This is a genomic window from Pseudomonas sp. EA_65y_Pfl2_P74 (assembly GCF_963970575.1).
Classification (GTDB): Bacteria; Pseudomonadota; Gammaproteobacteria; order Pseudomonadales; family Pseudomonadaceae; genus Aquipseudomonas; species Aquipseudomonas baetica_A.
In genome coordinates this window covers 1-13,483 of record NZ_CAXAOQ010000027.1, presented here as the reverse complement: position 1 = coordinate 13,483, position 13,483 = coordinate 1, and the positions used below count along the sequence as shown (strand labels likewise).

Here is a 13,483-nt window from a genome sequence, read left to right as displayed (position 1 = left end):
TAGACAGTTCAGCTCGTCGGTTGCCAGCGCCAACCTGTGGGCCCCCAGGTCAGCCAATGAGTGGGGTTTAACGCTCGGAGAAACGCTTGGTCGTGGGAAATCGCGACAATTGAGCCGGGAAAGGTCTTTAAGGCTTGTTCGAAGGCTTCTACGCAGGGCAGATCGAGATGGTTGGTTGGCTCATCGAGCAGCAGCAATTGCGCGGGCGTCTGGCGCCACAGTGCCAATGCAAGGGCCGCTTTCAGGCGCTCACCGCCACTGAGTGAGGCACAGGGGCGGGTGACACACTGCGCGTTCAATTGCAGGTGCGCCAGGTAGCTGCGCAAGGTGCCCTCGTCCAAGGGTGTTCGCTGCGCTTTGAGCTGCTCAACAATGCTCATGCGATTATCCAGCTGCGTCAGGTGTTGATCGAGGAAGGCGCTAGGCACGTGGGTGGTGCAGTCACCGAACTCAGGTGTTAACTCACCGGCGAGCATTTTCAGCAGGATGGATTTGCCACACCCGTTTGGACCGCTGACGGCAACGCGCATCGGCCCGTGGAGGCTCAGGTTCAGCCAGGTTGAAGGCGCATCGACCGGCAGCCACGGCAAGCAGGCCTCGACGAGTGTGCAGATCTGGCGAGTACTCGGAACAGCGCTCCCCGGCAAATGGATCAGAATACCGTCGTCGGGCGCAACGTTCGTGTAGGCGTCACGCACTCTGGTATCCAGTTCGGATTTACTTAACAGATGACCGGCCCGTACACGCCCCATGATTTCTCTCGCAGCCGCCTTCGCCGCACTTCGCTCGAAGCTCGCCATGTTGGCAGTTTGCGCATGGCGACGGCTGCAAGCGGCATGACGCTGGATCGTGTCGTGCTCATGCCGCAGCCGAGAACGCTCGCGCTGGCGTTCGTTTCGAGCTTGATCAAGCTGTGCTTGCGCGGCTGCTTGATGCACTCGACGCTGTTCGGAATACGCTGAATAGTTGCCGCTGAAGGTTGTCACACCGACTGGTGTGACTTCGACGATTCGCCGCATCTGCTCGAGTAATTGCCGGTCATGGCTGACGACAATCAAGCCACCGCGCCAGCGTTCGAGTTCACGCATCAGCCATTGCCGGCCCGCGTGGTCGAGATGATTGGTCGGTTCGTCCAGCACCAACAATTGCGCCTGACTCAACAGCGCGCCGATCAGCGCGATTCGGGCTTGCTGGCCACCGCTGAGATTGTCAGTCAGATCGTACGTGCCGATGTTGGGCAGCCCGGCCTCATCAAGTCGCTGACGCAAGCGCTCCGGCAGATCCCACCCTTCGCCGATGAGGTCAAAATCCTCGGCACTGGCGCTGCCCTGCTCGAGTCGCACCAGTGCTGCGAGTGCTCGCGCTGTGCCCGTAGCATCGGCAACAGTCTGACCGGGCATGGAAGTGAAGGTTTGAGGGACGTAGCGCACCGAAACTGAACACGTCACGCTGCCGGCGGTAGGCTCTAGCTGCCCGGTAATCAGCCGCGCGAGCACGCTTTTGCCGACACCGTTGCGCCCGACGACGGCGGTCGGCAGATGATCGAATTGCAAATTCAGTGCGTTAAAAATCATCTCGCCATTGGCGAACTGAAAATTCAGTTGATTCAGGGAGGCGAGTGCAGACGTACGCGAGACGTGAGCCATCGGCACCTCCAAAAAATGTCGTGAAAACTGACAAACACCGAGAACGGCGTGCCGCGCTTACATTTTTAGAAGGCCAGGTTGTTCACGTCTGCGGTCGTCCTGAGAAATGGAAAGGTCGATAGCCTAGATGGCGCTGCCCAGTCGATCAAGTTGCGTGCGTCATATCGCCCATTCGTTCGAGAAACATCGCCAACGCTACTTCCTCGGTTCGCAAGCCCTTGCGCACGCGTGGGCGCGGCAGTTCAGCGAGAGCGCCGAGCATGAATTTTTCCACCACAGCGGGATGGATGTAACACTTGCGGCACACCGCCGGGGTGTTGCCCAACTGTTTGGCGACGCCTTTCACCATCTCCACGACATGCCGTTTCGCTTCGGTTTCTGACTCCCATTGCAGCTCGCGTAACACCGCCAATGCCAAGGCACTGCCTGCCCAGGTGCGGTAGTCCTTGGCGGTGAACTCGGCGCCGGTCAGGGTTTGCAGGTACGCGTTGATGTCGGAGGAACTCACGGTGTGCCGTTCGCCCTGCTCATCCAGATACTGAAACAGGTTTTGCCCGGGAATCTCCAGGCAGCGCTTGATGACGCGTGCCAAGCGTCTGTCCTTGACGGTGATCTGGTGTTCGATGCCGTTCTTGCCGCGAAACTGGAACAGGATCGCGTTGCCGTTGACCTCGACATGGCGACTGCGCAGGGTGGTCAAACCGTAGGAGCGATTGTCCCGGGCGTACTGCGTGTTGCCGACCCGGATCAACGTTGCGTCGAGCAACGTGATCACGGTGGCCATGACCTTGTCGCGGCTGAAGCCGGGAGCGGCCAACAGCGCTTCCAGTTGTTTGCGCAGTTTTGGCAGTGCCAGGCCGAACTCACGCAGCCGCGAGTATTTGTCGGCATCGCGCACTTCACGCCAGCGCGGGTGATAGCGGTATTGCTTACGACCCCGGGCATCACGACCGGTAGCTTGCAAATGGCCGCGCGGGTCAGGGCAGATCCACACATCGGTATAGGCTGGCGGCACGGCGAGGGCGTTGAGGCGCTTGATCTCATCGGGATCGGTGATGCGCTGGCCCGAGGGCTCGAAATAGCTGAACCTGGCGCGCAGTTTTTTGCGGGTGATGCCGGGCTGTGTGTCGTCGACGTAATGAAGGTCGCAGGGCAGAGCGTCGGTCAACTCGGTATCGGGCATGGCAGCTTCCTTGGATGGCGCAGCGGTCGGTAAAACGATTGACCGCGCACTGAAGCCGTCGTGCCAATGATTTACGCGAGTACGGCGACCGCTTTGATCTGCGCCCAGAGCTGCTGGCCCGGATGCACGCCCAATTGATCCCGGGAAAATCGCGTAATGCGCGCCACTAACGCAGTGCCCCCAGCGTCGAGACGGATGAGCACATGGGCGGTGTTGTCTGCGGCCAGCTCGCGGACCACCGTCACCGGCAGCCGATTGAGAATGCTGCTGAACTCGCTGTTTTGCAGGGCCAGGCTGATGTCGCGCGCGTGCACCTTGCAGCGCAGGGCTTGGCCGATGGCCATTGGTGCGTGTGCTACGCGAATGCTCATATCGGTCGCCGGCAGTTGCAGGCTGAGCAACTGATATTGCGCATCGTAGGCGCTGACCAGCCCTTCAATGATCACGCCTGCGTCATCGCCCATCGCCATCGGCAAGTCCAGGCGAGCGAGCGTTTCCCCGATCGGGCCGCTGGCCAATGCCTTGCCGTCGCTGAGCAATACCAAGTGATCGGCCAGGCGCGCAACCTCGTCCTGCGCATGACTGACGTACAGCACCGGAATATCCAGTTCGTCGTGCAGGCGTTGCAGGTAGGGCAGGATTTCGCTTTTGCGTTGGCTGTCGAGCGCGGCGAGTGGTTCGTCCATCAGCAGCAGTTTCGGACTGGTCAGCAGCGCACGGGCGATACCGACGCGCTGGCGTTCGCCGCCCGATAAATGCTGCGGATGACGCCCAAGCAAGTGGCCGATACCCAGCAGTTCGGTGGCTTGTGCCATGTCGACCCGGCGTGCGGATTTGGCGATGCGCTTGAGACCAAATTGCAGATTGGCCTGCACCGACAGGTGTGGAAACAGGCTGGCCTCTTGAAACACATAACCCAGTGCGCGTTTGTGCGGCGCCACGAAAATGCCGTTGTCGCTGTCGTGCCAGACTTCGTCGTTGATGCGGATGAAGCCTTGCTCTGCACGTTCCAGCCCGGCGATGCAGCGCAGGCAGGTGGTTTTACCCGAGCCGGAATGACCGTACAGCGCGGTGACGCCGCGCCCCGGCAAATGCAGGTCGACGTCCAGATTGAAGCCGGGATAAGCGACTTTCAGGCGTGCATCAATCATCGGTCAGCTCCAGCCAGCGCGGGTTTTGCGGCTGGAATAGAGCGCCAGCAACACCAGAAACGAGAACACCAGCATCGCGCCGGCCAGCCAGTGGGCCTGGGCGTATTCCATCGCTTCGACGTGGTCGTAGATTTGCACCGAGACCACGCGAGTCTTGTCGGGGATGTTGCCGCCAATCATCAGCACGACGCCGAATTCACCGACGGTATGTGCGAAGCCGAGGATCGCCGCGGTGATAAAGCCGGGGCGGGCCAGCGGCACAATCACGCTGAAAAAAGTGTCCCACGGATTAGCACGCAAGGTCGCGGCTACTTCCAGCGGGCGAGTGCCAATGGCGCAGAACGCGTTTTGCAACGGTTGCACCACGAACGGCATGGAGTAGATCACCGAACCGATCACCAGCCCCGTGAAACTGAACGTCAGCGTGCCGAGCCCTAGCCATTGGGTGAACTGGCCGACAACACCGTGCGGCCCCATCAGCAATAGCAGATAGAAGCCGATCACGGTCGGCGGCAGCACAAGGGGCAGGGCGACGATTGCTCCGATCGGGCCGCGCAGCCACGAACGGGTGCGCGACAACCACAGGGCAATCGGAGTGCCGACAACCAGCAGGATCGCGGTGGTCAGGGACGCCAGTTTCAGGGTCAGCCAGATCGCCGCGAAGTCGGCACTCGAGAGCGACATTTAGAGCTGATAACCGTACGATTTGATGATCGCGGCGGCTTTCGGGCCTTTGAGGTAGTCAACCAGGGCTTGGGCGGCAGCGTTGTTTTTGCCTTTGTTCAAGATCACTGCGTCCTGTTTGATCGGGTCGTGCATGGTGGCCGGAACAATCCACGCTGAACCGCTGCTGACTTTGCCGTCCTTGTAGATCTGTGACAGCGCAACGAAGCCCAGTTCGGCATTACCCGTGGAGACGAACTGGTAAGCCTGAGTAATGTTCTGGCCTTCAACGATCTTGGCCTGGGTGGCTTCGCCCAGTTTCAACGTTGCCAACACTTGTGTAGCGGCGAGGCCATAGGGTGCCGTTTTGGGGTTGGCGATGGACAGATGCTGGTATTCGTTGTTCTTCAGCACATCGCCTTTGGCGTCGACATATCCTTCTTTGGCCGACCACAGCGCGAGTGTGCCGATGGCATAAGTGAAGCGCGATCCCTTGACGATTTCGCCTTCGTTCTCAAGTTTTTCCGGTGTGGTGTCGTCCGCCGAGAGGAACACTTCGAAGGGAGCGCCGTTCTTGATCTGAGTGTAGAGCTGGCCTGTAGCGCCGTAGGCGGCGACCAGTTTGTGCCCGGTGTCTCTTTCGAAGTCGGCGGCAATGGCCTTGATCGGCGCGGTGAAGTTGGCGGCGACGGCAACCTGGACTTCATCAGCCTGGACTGCGCCGATGGCGAAAACCGCGAGCAAAGAGGCCAGGCAGGCAGGGACTAAACGTGAGGCACGAGTGATCATGTAACAGCTCCGTTGTAGGCGTGTGCAGAGGGTAGCTATTGCGCCGTTGCAATGAGTAGAAACGCTATATAGCGAAATATATAGCGAATTGCCGCCAAACGGAAAGTGCAGGTGAAAAACAGGGTGAGGACTTGCGTTCATCACCCTGATCTTCTTCACCGATGAGCCAGTTTGGTCAACGCCCCTTCGGCGAGTTGCCGAGTCAGTTCGGCACTGCTGACGTCCTGCCCCAGAGTAAAAGCCTGGCCAGCCCAGAGGTTGGCGAACTGCGCCTCATCTTTGGCCCGCAGTGGCATCAGTGCACCACCGGCCAACGGAAAGGCTGGCGCTGTGGGCGACATCGGCCCCAGTTCACGCATGACGCGGTTGAGAATGCCGCGGGCCGGGCGCCCGGTAAAAATGTTGGTGACGGCGGTTTCGCTTTCTTTGGCGGTGCGCAGAGCCCTGTGATGCGCGGCGCTGACGTTAGCTTCCGGGGTAAACAGGTACGCGGTGCCCACCTGAACCGCAGATGCGCCCAGCATAAACGCCGCCGCCACGCCACGAGCGTCGGCGATCCCACCGGCGGCAATCACCGGCACCTTCACCGCGTCGACCACCTGCGGCACCAGGGCGAAGGTGCCGACCTGGGTGTTCAGATCTTCGCTGAGAAACATCCCGCGATGTCCACCGGCCTCGTAGCCCATGGCGATGATCGCGTCACAACCGTTCTGCTCCAGCCAGAGGGCTTCATCGACGGTGGTGGCCGAAGACAGTATTTTCGCCCCGGTGGCTTTCACCCGATCCAGCAAGGATTTTTCCGGCAGGCCAAAGTGGAAGCTCACCACCTCAGGCCGGAACTCCTCCAGCACTTCGCACGCTGCCGCATCGAACGGCGCCCGGTTGGACACCGGTGTTGGCGCATCGAAGTCGACGCCCAGTTCGCGGTAGTACGGCTCCAGCCGGTGCTTCCAGTCGCGCGCGCGTTGCTCATCGACGGCGGGTGGCTGATGACAGAAGAAATTCACGTTGAAAGGTTTGTCGGTGTGCTGGCGAATCGTTTTCAGCGCTTCACGCAATTGCTCAATGCTCAGCATTGCCGCTGGCATCGAGCCAAGGCCACCGGCGTTGCACACGGCGATCACCATGGATGAATTCGTGGCGCCGGCCATCGGGCCTTGGATGATCGGCCATGCAGTGCCGAGCAAATTGATAATGCGGGTATCTGGCCATTGGCTCATGGGCACGGCTCTCCGAACGATGAAACGGGGCAAGGCCGGTTTTTTTAACAGCAAAACCGGACTCAGGGCCACTCTGAAATTCAGAACATCGCGCAGCGCAGTCGCTCAGCGCGGGTGGTGACCGATGCGCGAATTGGCAGAAAGTCGTGTGTGGCAACGCTCCGAGATGTGGTATTTGAAGGCTACGACAACCCTAAATCCATCCATGAGAGGCCATCATGTTCAACGGTATTCTGATCGACAAAGACGACAGCGGTTATCGCGCCAACCTGCAGCAGATCAACGAAGAGCACTTGCCCGAAGGCGATGTGACCGTAAACGTTGCGTACAGCACGCTCAATTTCAAGGACGGGCTGGCGATCACCGGCAACGGCCCGGTGGTGCGCAAGTTCCCGATGGTGCCGGGTATCGATCTGGCAGGCACGGTCGAGTTCAGTTCGCACCCGGACTATAAAGTGGGCGATCAGGTACTGCTCAATGGCTGGGGTGTGGGCGAAGGCCATTGGGGCGGACTGGCGCAGAAAGCGCGACTCAAGGGGGACTGGCTGATTCCGTTGCCCAAAGCCTTTAGCGCCGCGCAAGCCATGGCCATTGGCACGGCAGGTTACACGGCAATGTTGTGCATTATGGCGCTGGAGCGTAACGGCGTGACGCCGCAGCAGGGCGAGGTGCTGGTCACTGGCGCCAATGGTGGCGTTGGCAGTTTTGCTATCGCGTTGCTGAGCAAGCTCGGTTATCAGGTGGTGGCGTCCACGGGGCGGGTGTCTGAGCACGAATATCTGAAACAGTTAGGCGCAAGCGAAATCATCGACCGTGCAACCCTGTCCGAGCCGGGCAAACCACTGGCCAAGGAGCGTTGGGCGGGAGTGATCGACTCGGTCGGCAGCCACACATTGGCGAATGCCTGCGCCAGCACGCGCTCTGAAGGCACGGTCGCTGCGTGCGGTTTGGCCCAGGGCATGGACTTTCCGGCCTCGGTGGCACCGTTCATTTTGCGCGGTGTAACCCTGGCCGGGATCAACAGTGTGACCCAGCCCAAAGTGCGTCGACTGGAAGCATGGGATCGCCTGGCCAAGGATCTGGACTTTGCCTTGCTGCCCTTGATCAGCCATGAAATCGCCTTGAGCGAAGCCATCGATGCGGCGCCGAAACTGCTGGCCGGACAACTTCGCGGGCGGGTTGTGGTTGACGTCAACCGATGACAAAGTAAGCGCCATCGCGGCTCTGTGGGGCCGCATTTCTAATAAAGGGAGTGGCAATTTCGATGGATCTAAAAAAGCAATACGTCGATCAGTTTCTGGTCTCTGGCTTGCGTGTGCGCACCGAAAACGCCGCAGGGACTAGTGCCGAGACCGCGAAAATTGGCCCGATGTGGGGGCAGTTTCAGGGCGGGAATTTGGCGACAGTCATTCCGGGCAAGCCAACCACCTCTCCGGTTTATGGGGTGTATTCGGGTTACGAGTCTGATGCTTCGGGCAAGTTTGATGTCACTGCCGGCGTCGCCGTGGAGCAGCCGGCGAGAGATTTTGAAACCGTCCGGATAGAGGGGGGGGAGTATCTGGTTTTCGAGGGGCAGGGTTCGTTACCTGATGCGGTCATTGCTGCATGGGGGCGGGTCTGGGCTTATTTCGAAGCCAATCCGCAGATCCAGCGTCGATTCGCCACCGATTTCGAGGCCTATACCAGCCCCGAATCAGTATCGATTTACATCGGACTCCGCTAAGGCTGCGTTTCGCGTTCAAGCAATTGTCGTTTGCGTTCGACACCCCAGCGATAGCCTGAAAGATTGCCATCGCTGCGCACCACGCGGTGGCAGGGGATCGCCACTGCCAAGCGGTTGGCGCCGCATGCTTGAGCCACGGCACGCATCGAGGTTGGCGCGCCGATGCGCTGGGCAATGTCGGCGTAACTGGCAGTGCTGCCAAGCGGGATTTCCCGTAGCGCCTGCCACACCCGTTCCTGAAACGCCGTGCCCCGCACATCCAGCGGCAGATCCAGGCCTATAGCCGGAGCCTCGATAAAGCCTACGACTTTGGCGATCAGTTGTTCAAATCCGCAATCCGCGCCAATCAGGTTCGCCTTGCGGAACTGATCCTGTAAATCACACACCAGTTGGTGAGGATCGTCGCCCAACAGAATCGCGCAGACGCCGCGCTCGCTTTGCGCCACCAGAATCGCGCCGAGCGAGCATTGGCCCACGGCGAAGCGAATGTCGTTGTTCTGCCCGGCGGCGCGGTAGTCGCCGGGTTTCATGCCTAATACCTGATCGGCTGACTCATAGAAGCGACTGTTGGAGTTGAAACCTGCGTCGTACAGCGCATCGGTCACCGAGTCGCCGTCCGCCAAGCGTTGGCGCACTTTGCGCGAGCGGTGAGCAGTCGCGTAACCCTTGGGTGTCAGACCCGTTGCCGCTTTGAAGACGCGATGAAAATGAAACGGGCTCAACCCAGCCGTTTCAGCAAGCACGTTGAGCGATGGCAGCGTTTCGGCGGTTTCAATCTGGCGACAGGCCAATGCCACAGTCGTCGCATGCTGCGCGGCCACGTCGCTTTGATCCTTGCTGGCGCGTTTACTCGGCCGATATCCCGCCGCCTCGGCTTGTTCGGCCGTGGCGAAAAACTCGACATTCTGGGGTTTCGGCAACCGTGCAAGGCTGCTGGGACGGCAGTAGATGCCGGTGGTTTTCACCGCATAGACAAACTCTCCGTCCGCCCGTGGGTCCCGCGCTACGACTGCGGCCCAGCGTGGATCGTTTTCGACGTTGATCGTGCTCGAAAGCGTTTTCATGGTGGTTAATCCATTGACCTGTTTGATTCAGGTTACCCGGCGACGCTGGACGTAACACTCCGGGCCTTGCGGTCAAATTTTGCAGCTTATCCAGCAACACGAAAAGTCAGATTGACCCGTTGTTCACCCAGCCGTGAATGCCGACCCTCTTTGATCGGCAATACACCGTGAAAGCGCAATCGATCAACGCCACCCCAGATCACCATATCACCGTGCAGCAGAGGGATTCGCCGGCTCCTGTCGTTACGGTTGAAACCGCCGAACAGAAACATGGCCGGCAACCCTAGCGACAAAGAAACGATCGGCGCAGCGTAGGCTCTTTCGTCTTTGTCTTGATGCAATGACATCTTGGCGCCGGGGACATATTGGTTGATCAGGCAGGAGTCCGGGTAAAAGTCGGCAAATCCCGCACGCTCGGCGGCGCAGTGCGCAAGGTCGGACAATATCAAGGGCATGTCCGGCCAGGGCTGGCCGCTGAGTGGGTCGACGCTTGAATAGCGATAGCCGCTGCGATCGGTGATCCAGCCCAGGTGCCCGCAACTGCTGGTGCCCACCGACATGCTGAAACCGCCCGGTGTGACCATGTGGCGCAATGGCGCTGCCGCCAGAATCGCGGCCAATACCGGTAACAGTTGATCGACTATGGGCAGGGCAAACCCACGCAGCAACCACGATTGCTCGCCGATCTGCTCGGCGCGGGGTTGCTGCTCAGGTTCGTGATCGGCGAATAGATCAAAATGGCTCGGTTGCATGCGGGTCACAAAGTGTCGTGGACGCTAGCGGTCGAATTCTGGCGAAAGGTTACAGCGCTTTGCTGACGGCGATATCGCTGACTACGTCAGCCTGGTCGTGAATTGCACTCAGCGCTGCCTTGGCTTCTTCTTCTGTACCGTTTTCCAGTTGAGCGAACTCGAAGCGCCGCTCACCGTTGAGTTTGTACTTGATGACGTATTTGGTCGTTTGGGCCACGGTCATGTTTACCTGCCTGAAAGGGTGGGGCAGCTCAGCTGAGTTTGGTGCTGGAGCGGCGGATGATCTTGATCGAGTGAGTCAGCGTCGGCTTGCGGGTAACGCTGATTGGGCGACGGTTGACGGTGTCGATGGTGATGTTCCAGAAACCGGTGCTCGGCGCCGTAATGCGGGCCGGGAAGGTGTCGAAAGCGCCGCCGTGATAGGTGTGGCGACCACCATTTTTAAAGCTGCGAAAGTTGGCGTCGTTCATCAGACGGATGTTGCAGGTTTGCGAGCATTGGATGACGACGATGTCGTCTTCGTTGAGGTGCTCGCGCTGGTGAATAAATTTCATGGGCGCCTCCGGAAGGGCTTTTTCTACAAAATCAAAACGATAGCTTGTTAATGGGCGCAGTTTATCAGCCCGCACGGGTTATTATCTGGCCGTCGGGCGTTGGATTGACAATTTTGAACACATATTCGCGATTGGATGCGGGTTAAATGCAAGAGACCTCGGAGAAAAACGGCATTTGTGCTGTCGGACGGTCTTTAACGGAGGTTTTGTATGAAGTGGGGTGTGGTGTGTCTGCCGTTGGTTTTGGCTGTAGGTGGTTGCGCAAGTGTTTCCGAAATCAATGAAACACTGCCGACCATGAGCGTGATCTCCGGCAAGAAGCCCCATGAGTACGCTCAATGCCTGGCCGAAAAACTGGCCGATAGCCGTGGCGCGCTGCAAGTGCAGGCGCACAAGGATGGGGTTCGAGTCATCGTTCCCGGGAAATTGTCCACGGGCGCGGCGGCCGTGTTTGACATCGAAGATCGCTCCGGCGGCAGCAGCATCAAGCTGCACGAGCGCATGTCCAATGTACCCGTGCGCCCACGTGATGTGCGTAACGCTGCCAACGCGTGTATTTCCGGCTGATAGACTACGGGTCATCAGCATCAATGCCGTCACAGTCATGCTGTGACGGCATTTTCATTTCTGGAGTTGCGATGAAGCGAGAGCAAGTACGAGAGCGCCACGCAGAGGGCCTGATCTCTGCCACCCATGTAATTCAGAACCCGGCGAATTCGGGCGAGTGGATCGTGTTTTTCAAGAAAAGCGCTGGGCGCAGTTATTTCCTGGTGGACGATAACGACGAAGTCGAGTCTTTCAATCGGCTCGACGATCTGATCGAAGTTGTACGCGGACTCGGGATCAAGTTCGCCGAAATCCACATGTAAGGTCTATTTGCAGACCACTACCACGCTGCGGTTTTTGTAGTTGCCGACATCGATACCCAATGTCTTGTCGCTTTCCTTCGAAGCTGGCGTGCCGTCCGTACCGACGATGCGATACCCGGTGCCCGCACAGGAGGCATCGGCCTTTTCATAGCAAGTGGCCCAGGAATTGGCTTCGCCGGAGCACTCGATGGTCAGGCCCTGTTCGCCGTTGTTCAGGTAAGTGGTTTGGGAGGTGGCACAACCGGTCAGGGCCAGTACCGCAATCAGTGGCAAAAAGCTGTTCAGGTTCATATTTGTCGTCTTTAACGAGGGGGACTAGACGCTCTGACAGCGCTGGTATGAAAAGGTTATAGCGATAGGCCACTTGTTTGCAGGCGAGCACAAAAAAGCCCTGCGCAAGGGCAGGGCTCCGGGGGAGGGCGCAGCAGATCAGTCCTGATCTTTGCCACGGCGCTTCGCCGATGCGGGAGTGTCCGTGAACACCGACGCGACATCAGTCGCCAGTTGTTCACTGTCGAAAGGCCCAGCGATGTGTTCGCCATTGGTGGTGGTCAGATTCCACTTGCCGTCTTTCTTGTCGATCACGTACCCGTTGATGATTTTTACCGCGGCCATCTATCTGTCTCGTTCGCTGGTTCAAAGGCGCCATGATACCGGCAAATGCTCGCATTGGGGGGCGATGAGCGTATGGTGATTCGGCTTGTCGGCATCTTTGAGCTACGCTGATCTGGCTACGCAAGATGCCGATGGAACTATCGGCGAGAATATTTCTCTATGATGGCATCGGTTAGCCAGTGCGGGGCATTGTAAGGTGCACGCCGCCTGATTAGACTGCGCCGAAACTCGTACACACAGCCCTTTCAAGGACTTATATGATCAAGAAATGCTTGTTCCCAGCAGCCGGTTACGGTACTCGCTTCCTGCCAGCGACTAAAGCCATGCCTAAAGAAATGCTGCCGGTGGTAAACAAGCCACTGATCCAGTACGGCGTTGAAGAAGCTCTGGACGCTGGCCTGACGGAAATTTCGATCGTTACCGGTCGTGGCAAGCGCGCTCTGGAAGACCACTTCGACATCAGTTACGAGCTGGAAAACCAGATCAAAGGCACCGACAAGGAAAAATACCTGGTCGGCATCCGCAAATTGCTGGACGAGTGCTCGTTCTCCTACACTCGTCAGACCGAAATGAAAGGTCTGGGCCACGCGATCCTCACCGGTCGCCCGCTGATTGGCGACGAACCGTTTGCCGTGGTGCTGGCGGACGACCTGTGTGTCAACCTTGAAGGCGACGGCGTACTGACCCAGATGGTCAAGTTGTACAAGCAGTTCCGCTGCTCGATCGTGGCCATCCAGGAAGTCGATCCGCAAGAAACCAACAAGTACGGCGTGATCTCCGGCGAGATGATTCGCGACGACATCTACCGCGTTCACAGCATGGTCGAGAAGCCAAAGCCGGAAGACGCTCCGTCGAACCTGGCGATCATCGGTCGTTACATCCTGACTCCGGACATCTTCGACCTGATCGAGCAAACCGAGCCAGGCAAGGGTGGCGAAATTCAGATCACCGATGCTTTGATGAAACAAGCCCAGAACGGCTGCGTAATGGCCTACAAGTTCAAAGGCAAGCGTTTCGACTGCGGTGGCGCTGAGGGCTACATCGACGCGACGAACTTCTGCTTTGAAAACTTCTACAAGACTGGCAAGGCTTACTGATAGCGTTTGATCGGTCTGTACGAAAAGCCACCTTCGCAGACTGTGTGAAAACCTAGCAATCTGCGCAGCGCTCAATGAAAATGCTCCGTATCGAAAGATACGGAGCATTTTTCGTTATGGCTTACATCCAAGGAGAGTCTCGCAGCCAGACCAGCCT

The 13,483-nt window shown here is 58.6% G+C and carries 17 protein-coding genes; 5 read left to right on the top strand and 12 right to left on the bottom strand.

The genetic code is table 11. The features are described from left to right. Positions 1-8: 8 nt before the first annotated feature. From AACY18_RS20435 to AACY18_RS20410, 6 genes are all read right to left on the bottom strand, one after another. Entirely contained in the window at positions 9-1,646 is a 1,638-nt protein-coding gene (locus tag AACY18_RS20435) for an ABC-F family ATP-binding cassette domain-containing protein (protein WP_339465911.1), read from the bottom strand. 145 nt (positions 1,647-1,791) lie between these two features. Then, positions 1,792-2,829: a DNA topoisomerase IB gene (locus AACY18_RS20430; protein WP_339465909.1), complete on the bottom strand. Its 1,038-nt coding sequence runs from the start codon at positions 2,827-2,829 to the stop codon at positions 1,792-1,794. A gap of 71 nt (positions 2,830-2,900) precedes the next feature. After that, positions 2,901-3,980, bottom strand: a complete 1,080-nt coding sequence (gene modC / locus AACY18_RS20425) for a molybdenum ABC transporter ATP-binding protein (protein WP_339433166.1) — start codon at positions 3,978-3,980, stop codon at positions 2,901-2,903. 3 nt (positions 3,981-3,983) lie between these two features. Next, positions 3,984-4,664: a molybdate ABC transporter permease subunit gene (gene modB / locus AACY18_RS20420; protein WP_339433167.1), complete on the bottom strand. Its 681-nt coding sequence runs from the start codon at positions 4,662-4,664 to the stop codon at positions 3,984-3,986. After that, positions 4,665-5,432: a molybdate ABC transporter substrate-binding protein gene (gene modA, locus AACY18_RS20415; RefSeq protein ID WP_339465908.1), complete on the bottom strand. Its 768-nt coding sequence runs from the start codon at positions 5,430-5,432 to the stop codon at positions 4,665-4,667. Positions 5,433-5,587: 155 nt separating this feature from the next. Next, positions 5,588-6,652, bottom strand: a complete 1,065-nt coding sequence (locus AACY18_RS20410; protein ID WP_339465907.1) for an NAD(P)H-dependent flavin oxidoreductase — start codon at positions 6,650-6,652, stop codon at positions 5,588-5,590. A 218-nt stretch (positions 6,653-6,870) separates the two neighbouring features. Here AACY18_RS20410 and acuI point away from each other — a divergent pair, with 218 nt between their 5' ends. Both acuI and AACY18_RS20400 read left to right on the top strand, forming a co-directional pair. After that, the gene (acuI, locus tag AACY18_RS20405; protein WP_339465905.1) at positions 6,871-7,854 is read left to right on the top strand and encodes an acrylyl-CoA reductase (NADPH); all 984 of its coding nucleotides are present in this window, start codon (positions 6,871-6,873) and stop codon (positions 7,852-7,854) included. A gap of 62 nt (positions 7,855-7,916) precedes the next feature. Then, entirely contained in the window at positions 7,917-8,375 is a 459-nt protein-coding gene (locus AACY18_RS20400) for a GyrI-like domain-containing protein (protein WP_339465904.1), read from the top strand. On the opposite strand, the gene ada is transcribed toward AACY18_RS20400, so the two are convergent. The 4 genes from ada to AACY18_RS20380 all read right to left on the bottom strand — a co-directional run bounded on the left by ada (position 8,372) and on the right by AACY18_RS20380 (position 10,745). Further along, entirely contained in the window at positions 8,372-9,439 is a 1,068-nt protein-coding gene (gene ada / locus AACY18_RS20395) for a bifunctional DNA-binding transcriptional regulator/O6-methylguanine-DNA methyltransferase Ada (RefSeq protein ID WP_339465902.1), read from the bottom strand. The genes AACY18_RS20400 and ada overlap by 4 nt on opposite strands. An 86-nt stretch (positions 9,440-9,525) precedes the next feature. Further along, positions 9,526-10,191, bottom strand: a complete 666-nt coding sequence (alkB, locus tag AACY18_RS20390) for a DNA oxidative demethylase AlkB (RefSeq protein ID WP_339465960.1) — start codon at positions 10,189-10,191, stop codon at positions 9,526-9,528. A 49-nt stretch (positions 10,192-10,240) separates the two neighbouring features. Next, a complete protein-coding gene (locus tag AACY18_RS20385; RefSeq protein ID WP_339433172.1) occupies positions 10,241-10,414 on the bottom strand; it encodes a hypothetical protein in 174 nt (57 codons plus the stop codon). Between the two features lie 28 nt (positions 10,415-10,442). Beyond that, complete coding sequence (locus AACY18_RS20380; protein WP_007946189.1) at positions 10,443-10,745, bottom strand: DUF1883 domain-containing protein; 303 nt, start codon at positions 10,743-10,745, stop codon at positions 10,443-10,445. Between the two features lie 210 nt (positions 10,746-10,955). Between AACY18_RS20380 and AACY18_RS20375 the strand changes: the two genes are divergently transcribed. Both AACY18_RS20375 and AACY18_RS20370 read left to right on the top strand, forming a co-directional pair. Next, positions 10,956-11,312: a hypothetical protein gene (locus tag AACY18_RS20375; RefSeq protein ID WP_221729749.1), complete on the top strand. Its 357-nt coding sequence runs from the start codon at positions 10,956-10,958 to the stop codon at positions 11,310-11,312. Positions 11,313-11,383: 71 nt separating this feature from the next. Then, positions 11,384-11,614, top strand: coding sequence for a hypothetical protein (locus AACY18_RS20370; RefSeq protein WP_150602362.1), 231 nt, complete (start codon positions 11,384-11,386; stop codon positions 11,612-11,614). 3 nt (positions 11,615-11,617) lie between these two features. On the opposite strand, the gene AACY18_RS20365 is transcribed toward AACY18_RS20370, so the two are convergent. Beyond that, a complete protein-coding gene (locus AACY18_RS20365) occupies positions 11,618-11,905 on the bottom strand; it encodes a hypothetical protein (protein WP_339433173.1) in 288 nt (95 codons plus the stop codon). 138 nt (positions 11,906-12,043) lie between these two features. Next, a complete protein-coding gene (locus AACY18_RS20360) occupies positions 12,044-12,229 on the bottom strand; it encodes a hypothetical protein (RefSeq protein ID WP_339433174.1) in 186 nt (61 codons plus the stop codon). Positions 12,230-12,486: 257 nt separating this feature from the next. On the opposite strand from AACY18_RS20360, the gene galU reads away from it, so the two are divergent. Continuing rightward, complete coding sequence (galU, locus tag AACY18_RS20355) at positions 12,487-13,326, top strand: UTP--glucose-1-phosphate uridylyltransferase GalU (protein ID WP_105345983.1); 840 nt, start codon at positions 12,487-12,489, stop codon at positions 13,324-13,326. Positions 13,327-13,483: the final 157 nt, after the last annotated feature.